The 7,565-nt window shown below is 67.2% G+C and carries 5 protein-coding genes; all 5 read right to left on the reverse strand.

All coding sequences use genetic code 11. From position 1 onward, the window contains the following. Positions 1 to 164: 164 nt before the first annotated feature. The 5 genes from ACXI0U_RS15160 to ACXI0U_RS15180 all read right to left on the reverse strand — a co-directional run bounded on the left by ACXI0U_RS15160 (position 165) and on the right by ACXI0U_RS15180 (position 7,565). A complete protein-coding gene (locus tag ACXI0U_RS15160) occupies positions 165 to 1,109 on the reverse strand; it encodes an IS110 family transposase (protein WP_431482168.1) in 945 nt (314 codons plus the stop codon). Between the two features lie 444 nt (positions 1,110 to 1,553). Further along, positions 1,554 to 3,074, reverse strand: coding sequence for an acetaldehyde dehydrogenase ExaC (exaC, locus tag ACXI0U_RS15165; RefSeq protein ID WP_021218553.1), 1,521 nt, complete (start codon positions 3,072 to 3,074; stop codon positions 1,554 to 1,556). Between the two features lie 256 nt (positions 3,075 to 3,330). Further along, complete coding sequence (locus ACXI0U_RS15170) at positions 3,331 to 4,887, reverse strand: methyl-accepting chemotaxis protein (RefSeq protein ID WP_479550501.1); 1,557 nt, start codon at positions 4,885 to 4,887, stop codon at positions 3,331 to 3,333. A 267-nt stretch (positions 4,888 to 5,154) separates the two neighbouring features. Next, positions 5,155 to 5,898, reverse strand: coding sequence for a SapC family protein (locus ACXI0U_RS15175; RefSeq protein WP_431482388.1), 744 nt, complete (start codon positions 5,896 to 5,898; stop codon positions 5,155 to 5,157). Positions 5,899 to 5,927: 29 nt separating this feature from the next. Continuing rightward, positions 5,928 to 7,565: a ShlB/FhaC/HecB family hemolysin secretion/activation protein gene (locus ACXI0U_RS15180; protein WP_021218550.1), complete on the reverse strand. Its 1,638-nt coding sequence runs from the start codon at positions 7,563 to 7,565 to the stop codon at positions 5,928 to 5,930.

Genomic DNA, 7,565 nt, shown 5'->3' on the forward strand with positions numbered 1-7,565 from the left:
GGAATGTAGGGTGGATGACGCTTCACCCATCCACCATTGCAGCGTCCGGGCCCGTATGGTGATTGCCGGCCTGCACGCAACCGTAGGTTGGCGCCGAGCGCAGCGAGGCCCAACGGAGCGACGCCCGACCGAGCCGCAGATGCCGACCTGTGGGAGATTCTATGTCAACCAGCCGTAGCGTCCCGGTGTCGGTACGGCTGTTGGCTGGTCATCAGGGCAAAGGCGATTCTGGCCAGTTTCCGGGCGAGGATCGTTAGGGCCTCGGTCTTCTTCAAACCCCGCTGCAAATAAGCTTGATAGCGTTCCTTCCAGGCGGCTGTGCGACTGGCGGCCATGGCGGCGTTATGCAGTAGCCGTCGTATCTCCGGATCCCCCTGCTTGGTCAGCTTGCGCCGGCCGATGTAGCGCCCCGACTCCCTGACCCGGACATCCAGCCCGAGGAAGGCGATGAATGCATCGCTACTGCGGAAGGTACCCCGCAGGAAGGCCAGGTTCAGCGCAGCAGCGGTGATCGGGCCAACCCCTTCGATCTCCTGGCAACGTTGTGCCTGCGCGCTCAAACCGGCCTCTTTCAGCGTGGATTGCAGCGCCCTGTTGAGTGTCCGCTCCAGGTCTTTCATCTGCTGCAGGACGGGCTTCAATGCCTCCGCCAGTTGGCGATCCTGGGCGAAGCTCAGGCGCAGAGCCGTCGTTACTCGCACCAGAGTGGCGCGACGGTGCAACAGGGCCTGCAGCTTGCGGTACAGGCGGCTCGGCGGCGCCCAGGGGTGCAACTGCTTCTGCTCATGGGCTAGATAGCGGGCCAGCAGGCGGGCGTCGCTCAGGTCGTTCTTGACCCGGCCACCGATGCCTTTGCGGTAGTTGCTCAGGCGGTAACCATCGATCACGTAGACCCTGTGGCCACGTTTGTGCGCCAGCGTGGCGACGGCAACGTGGTAGGTGTTGGTGGCTTCGATGGCCAGGCTGCAACCTGCAGGCAGGCTCTTGAGCCAGGTGGCGATAGCGTGCGGCTCATTGATGAGCTCGCTGGCCTGCTCCAGATCTGCTCGATACAGACTCAGACTGTCTTTGGCGACATCGATACCGATTACGGTGCTCTGCATTGTCATGACGAACTCCCAGGGCCAAGATGGAATGACCTGTCGGGGGCTCACGATGGCGCAGGCTTGCAGATATGGTCGGTCTCGGGGGCGGACCTGAGCCGATGGATTCCTTATCGGCGCTTGCAGTGAGGTGAGGGGCGGGAGAAATCTCCCACGGTCTGGCTTGCAGAAGCGATTTCGCTCCCTCCGCCCCCCGACAGGTTCCACCCTAGGACATACAAGCGGCTTCAGCCGCGAAAGACCCGCCGCCAGCACCTGGCTTCGAGCGGCCGGATGCGCCATCGCGAATGAATTCGCTCCCATAAAGTGGATAACCGATGAGCAAAAAAACGGCCCCGAAGGGCCGTGGCTCGACAATCATCCGCCCGCCGGAGTGTGCAGCTTGCGCGGGGGGTGGTGGTCGACAAGGGGATTCGGCCCGCAGGCGGCGGGCCGTTCCAGGCTCGGGGATCAGAAGAAGCCCAGGGGGTTGATGTCGTAGCTGATCAGCAGGTTCTTGGTCTGCTGGTAGTGGTCGAGCATCATCTTGTGGGTTTCGCGGCCGACACCGGATTTCTTGTAGCCACCGAAGGCGGCGTGGGCCGGGTACAGGTGGTAGCAGTTGGTCCACACACGGCCGGCCTTGATGCCACGGCCCATGCGGTAGGCGCGGTTGATGTCGCGGGTCCACAGGCCGGCGCCGAGGCCGAACTCGGTGTCGTTGGCGATGGCCAGGGCTTCCGCCTCGTCCTTGAAGGTGGTGACGCCCACCACCGGGCCGAAGATCTCCTCCTGGAACACGCGCATCTTGTTGTGGCCCTTCAGCAGGGTCGGCTGGATGTAGTAGCCGCTGGAAAGGTCACCGCCCAGGCGCTCGGAAGCGCCACCGGCGAGCAGCTCGGCACCTTCCTGCTGGGCGATGTCGAGGTAGCTGAGGATCTTGTCGTACTGCTGCTCGGAGGCCTGGGCGCCGACCATGGTGTCGGTGTCCAGCGGGTCGCCGCGCTTGATCGCCTTGATCTTCTTCATCACCTCGACCATGAAGGGCTCGAAGATCGACTCCTGCACCAGCGCCCGCGACGGGCAGGTGCACACCTCGCCCTGGTTGAAGAAGGCCAGCACCAGGCCCTCGGCGGCCTTCTCGATGAAGGCCGGCTCGGCCTGCATGATGTCTGCGAAGAAGATGTTCGGGCTCTTGCCGCCCAGCTCGACGGTGGACGGAATGATGTTCTCCGCCGCGCAATGCATGATGTGCGCGCCCACCGGGGTGGAGCCGGTGAAGGCGATCTTGGCGATGCGCTTGCTGGTGGCCAGTGCCTGGCCCGCTTCCTTGCCGAAGCCCTGGACGATGTTGAGCACGCCCGGCGGCAGCAGGTCGCCGATGATCTCGGCCAGCACCATGATCGACAGCGGGGTCTGCTCGGCGGGCTTGAGCACCACGCAGTTGCCGGCGGCCAGGGCCGGGGCCAGCTTCCAGGCGGCCATCAGCAGCGGGAAGTTCCACGGGATGATCTGCCCGACCACGCCCAGCGGCTCGTGGAAGTGGTAGGCGGCGGTGTGTTCGTTGATCTCGGCGGCGGAGCCTTCCTGGGCGCGGATGCAGCCGGCGAAGTAGCGGAAGTGGTCGGCGGCCAGGGGCACGTCGGCGTTCAGCGTTTCGCGCACGGCCTTGCCGTTGTCCCAGGTCTCGGTGACGGCGAGCACTTCCAGGTTGGCTTCGATGCGGTCGGCGATCTTCAGCAGGATCAGCGCGCGGTCCTGCACCGAGGTCTTGCCCCAGGCGTCGGCGGCGGCGTGGGCGGCGTCCAGCGCGCGGTCGATGTCGGCAGCGTCGGAGCGGGGGAACTCGGCGATCACCTCGCCATTCACGGGCGAAGTATTGGTGAAGTACTGCCCGGCCAGCGGCGCGACGAACTCGCCGTTGATGAAGTTGCCGTAGCGCGGCTTGAAGGTGACGACGGCGCCAGGGGTACCCGGTTGCGCATAGATCATGACGATGGCCTCTCTTGTCGGAGCCTGGCGCTGGGATGGCCAGGTGATGGGCCGATCTTAGTCAGCGCCCCGGAGCCCCCGGAATGCCCCCATGGAAGCGATGCCTTACTCATTTGGTAGTAGATGCGGCGGACGGTTCGAGGCCTCTGCCATCGGCGTTACGGCGGGTTCACGGAGAACAGGACGCGTAGGTCGGGTGTAACCCGACACCCCCGCGCACGGGCCATCGCGGGTTTCACCCGCCCTACATCAAGGCTCAGCCCTGCTCCGGGCGGTAGCCCAGGCGCAGGCCGCCCCAGTGGCGGCCACGGATGAAGATCGGCACCGAGAGGTCGTGCATCAGCTCGCCGGTGTCGCGGGTGTAGGTCTGCAGCAACAGCGGCTTCTGGTGGCTGCCGCAGCGGATGCCGGTGCGGTCGCCGAACTTGCGCTTGCTGCGGCTGCGCAGCATGTCCACCTGCGGATCGCCGACGGGCGGGTGGGCGAAGGCCTGGTTGTGGGTGGGCACGTAGCCTTCCGGGGTACAGGCGATGGCGAAGACCAGGCCCTCGTGGCGCTTGAGCAGCGGCTCCTGGATCGCCGGCAGCACCTGGTCGGCGTAGCTGTCGAAGCGGGTGCGGAACTTGGGTGGCGCGGTGTTGGGCACCGCCTGGTAGTGGCGGTCGAAGAGATCCTCCAGCCCCACCCTGCCCTGCTCGATGTCCGCCTCGAAGCGCCGGGCGATCTGCTCGGCGCCCTCGCGCGCCAGGTCGTAGACGCGCTGGTGGTAGTCGTCCAGGCCCACCTCGGCGAGGCGCTCGCTGATGGTTTCCGCCTGGCCCTCCAGTTGCACCGCCGCCTCGGCCAGGCGCTGGGTCTGCTGGTCGCTGATGCCCAGGTCGCTGCGCACCTGGTCGACGGCGGCGAACAGGCTGGTGAGCTGCGCGCGGTTGGTCTCGGCACCGCTGGCGATGGCACCGATCTGCGCCTCCACGCCCACCGCCAGGCCGGCGATGCTTTCCAGGTGCTGGCCGGTCAGTTCCACCTGGGCCACGCCCTCGTCCAGCTCGGTGGAGAGGTGTTCGATCTGCGCCACCACCTCGGCGGTCTGGCGCTGGATGTCGGCGACCATCTGCCCCACTTCCTCGGTGGCGCTGGCGGTGCGCCCGGCCAGGCCGCGCACCTCGTCGGCGACCACGGCGAAGCCGCGCCCGTGCTCCCCGGCCCGCGCCGCCTCGATGGCGGCATTGAGGGCCAGCAGGTTGGTCTGGCTGGCCACCGACTGGATCACCGAGGTCACCCGCTGGATCTCCTCGCTGCGCTGGCTGAGGGTGGCGATCAGCTCGCGGCTGTCACGGGCGCGGGTGTCGAGGGCATGCATGCGCGTGATGGCGCTGCGCAACACCTCGCGCCCGGCCTCGCTGCTCTGCCGCGCCTCGCGGGCGGAAGCCTGGGCCTCGTGGCTGAGGCGGGTGGTGGTCTCTTCGGTATCGATCATCACCTCGGCACTGGCGACGATGCGCGCGGCGGCGTCCAGTTGCGACTCCAGGCGCTCGCCCAGCTGCTTCACCGAATAGGCCACGCCGGCGGCGGACAGCGCATTGTGGCTGGTGGTGAAGGACAGCTCGCGGGTCAGTCGGGCGATGTCCGTGCCCATCTGCTGCGGCGCCTCGACAGGCGCCCGGCGCAACAACAACGGCAGCCAACAGGCCGCGACCAGGCCCAGGAGCGCGACGGGCCAGGGCAACCCGGCCAGGTGAACGGCCAGCAGCAGGGCGGTGGCGAGCAGGGATTGAGCGCAAGCGAGCGCGATGGGCAGGCGGGACGACGACATCGGAGCACCTCGTGCAGCACCGGCCGATGACGCCTCCCCGGCAGGGGGGAGGCCGGCAGTGTCTTTGGATAAGTGCCCGCATTAAATCCCTCCACCGCGGGGCTGCACAGCCTGGCCGCCTAGCCATTTAGTCTTAGTACGACCTGGCGAAAGGCGTGGCATGGACCTGGCCATGGGGAGTAGCGCGGCGTTGCTCAGCGCAGGTGCAACGGCCGCTCCGGCCTGGCGGGACGGCCGGCCGCCAGGCCAGGCGGCCGGCCGACACCATCAGTGGGTCACGACCTCGGCGGGCTCGCGGCGCTTCAGGTAGTTGTCGAAGAGCTGGTTGGCATTGCCCAGGGACATCAGGTGCGCGTAGATCCAGCCGAGGAAGCCGCTGTGGTGCAGGTCCAGCACCTGCTCGTCCGCCAGCGCCAGGAACTTCTCCTCATCCACCGCCAGGAAATCGCTGAGCACGAAGCTCTCGCCGCTGGTATGGGACAGCTTGATGGCACGTGGACTGAGCAGGTCGAGGGCGTGCAGCTTCTCGACGAAGGTGCGGGTCCGCTCCATCTCTGCGGTGAAGTTCTGCAGGAACTGGATCATCTCGTCGAGGTAGTCGCTGTTCTGCCCCTGCGCGTCGAACAGGTCCTTGCCCTGCTCTTCGCTCCAGCCGCTGAACGCCGCGTCAAAGCAGACGGTGAAGTGGCTGGCTTCGTCCTGGGCCAGCACAAAGGGATAGCGGCGGATGAACGCCGGGATGTAGGTGTTGGCCTGCCAGCGCTGCTCGGCGTCGAGGTAGCCGTTGTGCCCCTCCTTCAGCCCCAGCAGCGCGATCGGCGTGGCCTGGTTGCCCTCGCCGATGAACACCAGCGGGTAATGGCGCGCCGCCTGGAAGAACTCCAGGCCGGCGACCGGCACCAGGTGGGTGGACGCGGCGAAGTCGCAGTTCTCCGACTGCTGCAGCTTGAGCGCCTGGTGCTGCTCGCGGTTGAGGGCCTGGATATCCTTGTAAAGCAACAGCGTGGTCATCTTGGTTCTCCGTTCTATCGATTGAGGGGTCAACGCAGGACAATCTGGGCCAGCACCTGTCCGCTGTCCTGGTCCGGCACCACGTCCTTGAGCGTATTCGCCGCGACCAGGCTCAGGCTCAGGTGCCGGCCCCAGTTGAAGTTGAGGCCGACACCCACGCTCTGCAGGTCGATGTCGGCGATGCCGAGCTCCATGGCCCGGCCGTAGTCGAAGAAGACGAAGGGCTGCCAGCGTTCGCTTGGCCGCCACCAGGCCTCCAGGTTCAGCGTCGCCCCCTGGGGCGAGGAGATCACCCCGGGATCGTAGCCCCGGACGCTGCTGATGCCGCCGAACTGGTAGAACAGCGACGCCGGCAGCGCCTGGGTGTCACTGGCGAACTGCCAGCCGAACCGCCCCACCAGCTCGTACTGCTCGCCCAGCGCACGGGACAGGTAGCCCTGCCCGTTGAGCAGGCCATAGCTGCCGCCGTCGCCGCTCACGGCGTTATCCACCTGCGCCTGGCGCACGCGCTGTTCGTAGCGCAGGTACCAGGGCGCGGAGCGGTACTCCACCTGGCCGCGCAGGAAGCCTTCCCGGGTATCCACCTCGCTCAGGGTGAAGCCCTCGATGGTGTTCTCGGAGCGCTGCTGGTTGTAGCCGACGCCCCCCTGCAGGACCCAGTGCTCGTCCAGCCACCAGGGCTGGTCGAAGCCCAGCGTCCAGGTCCTGGACTCACCCTCGATGTTCAGCGACGCCAGCGGGCCTTCCTCGACCGTCATGCTGTTGCCGCCGACCTCGCCATAGGCGACACCGTTCCAGCGATTGACCGGGCGGCTGTAGCGCACGCTGCCGTACTGCGACCCGGAGGTCGCCACCAGCAACAGGTTGAGGGCGTCGGCGGCCCCGGTCGGCGAGAACCAGGTCAGGCTGCCGCCGTACTGCTCGCGGCCGGTGCCCTCGTTCCCGTAGTTGTTGGCGAACAGGCTCCATTGCAGGCTGTCGGGCTCGAAGGCCTCCAGCTCGACCGCGGTGGTGCCGAACCGTGCGCCCGGCGCCAGGCTGGCCGTCACCTGGGGGCCGGGCGTGGTCGCGTTGAAGCGCTGGATGGCATTCATCAGGGCCGGGCTGTCCAGGGTCGTGCCCGGTTCGACGTGCAGGCGCCGATCATAGAATGCATCGTCCACCCGGCGCGGGCCGCCCTTCCAGGAAACCTGGTCGACCTTGGCCTCCACCAGCACGATGCGCAGTTGGCCGCCCTCCAGGTCCTGCGCAGGGATCAAGGCGCGGGCCGTCAGTTGTCCGCGCGCCTCGTACAGCTCGTTGATCGCCCTGAGCAGGCGGTTCAGGTCCTCGAAGCCGATCTCGCGCCCGACATAGTGCCGCGCCATGGCCTCCAGTTGCTCCCGCGGCAGGTACTCGGAGGCGTTGAAGCCGATGCCGGAGAGGACGAAGCGTTCCCCACCCTCCGGCAACCGCTGGTCCTCCGGTTCTTCGCCGCGCAACGCCGGCACCTGGGTGCGCCGTGCGCGCTCCTCGATACGCCGTTGCTGCTGGATCTGCTCGATCTGCTCGCGCTGCAGGTTGGGGTTCACCAACCCCGGCACCTGCGGCGCGATGGTTTCGGCCAGGGCCGGCAGCGGCCCGGCGGCCAGGCTCGTCAGCACCAGCCAGGAACAGCGACGGGTCAT

The sequence above is a fragment of the Pseudomonas sp. C9D1 genome (assembly GCF_056491235.1).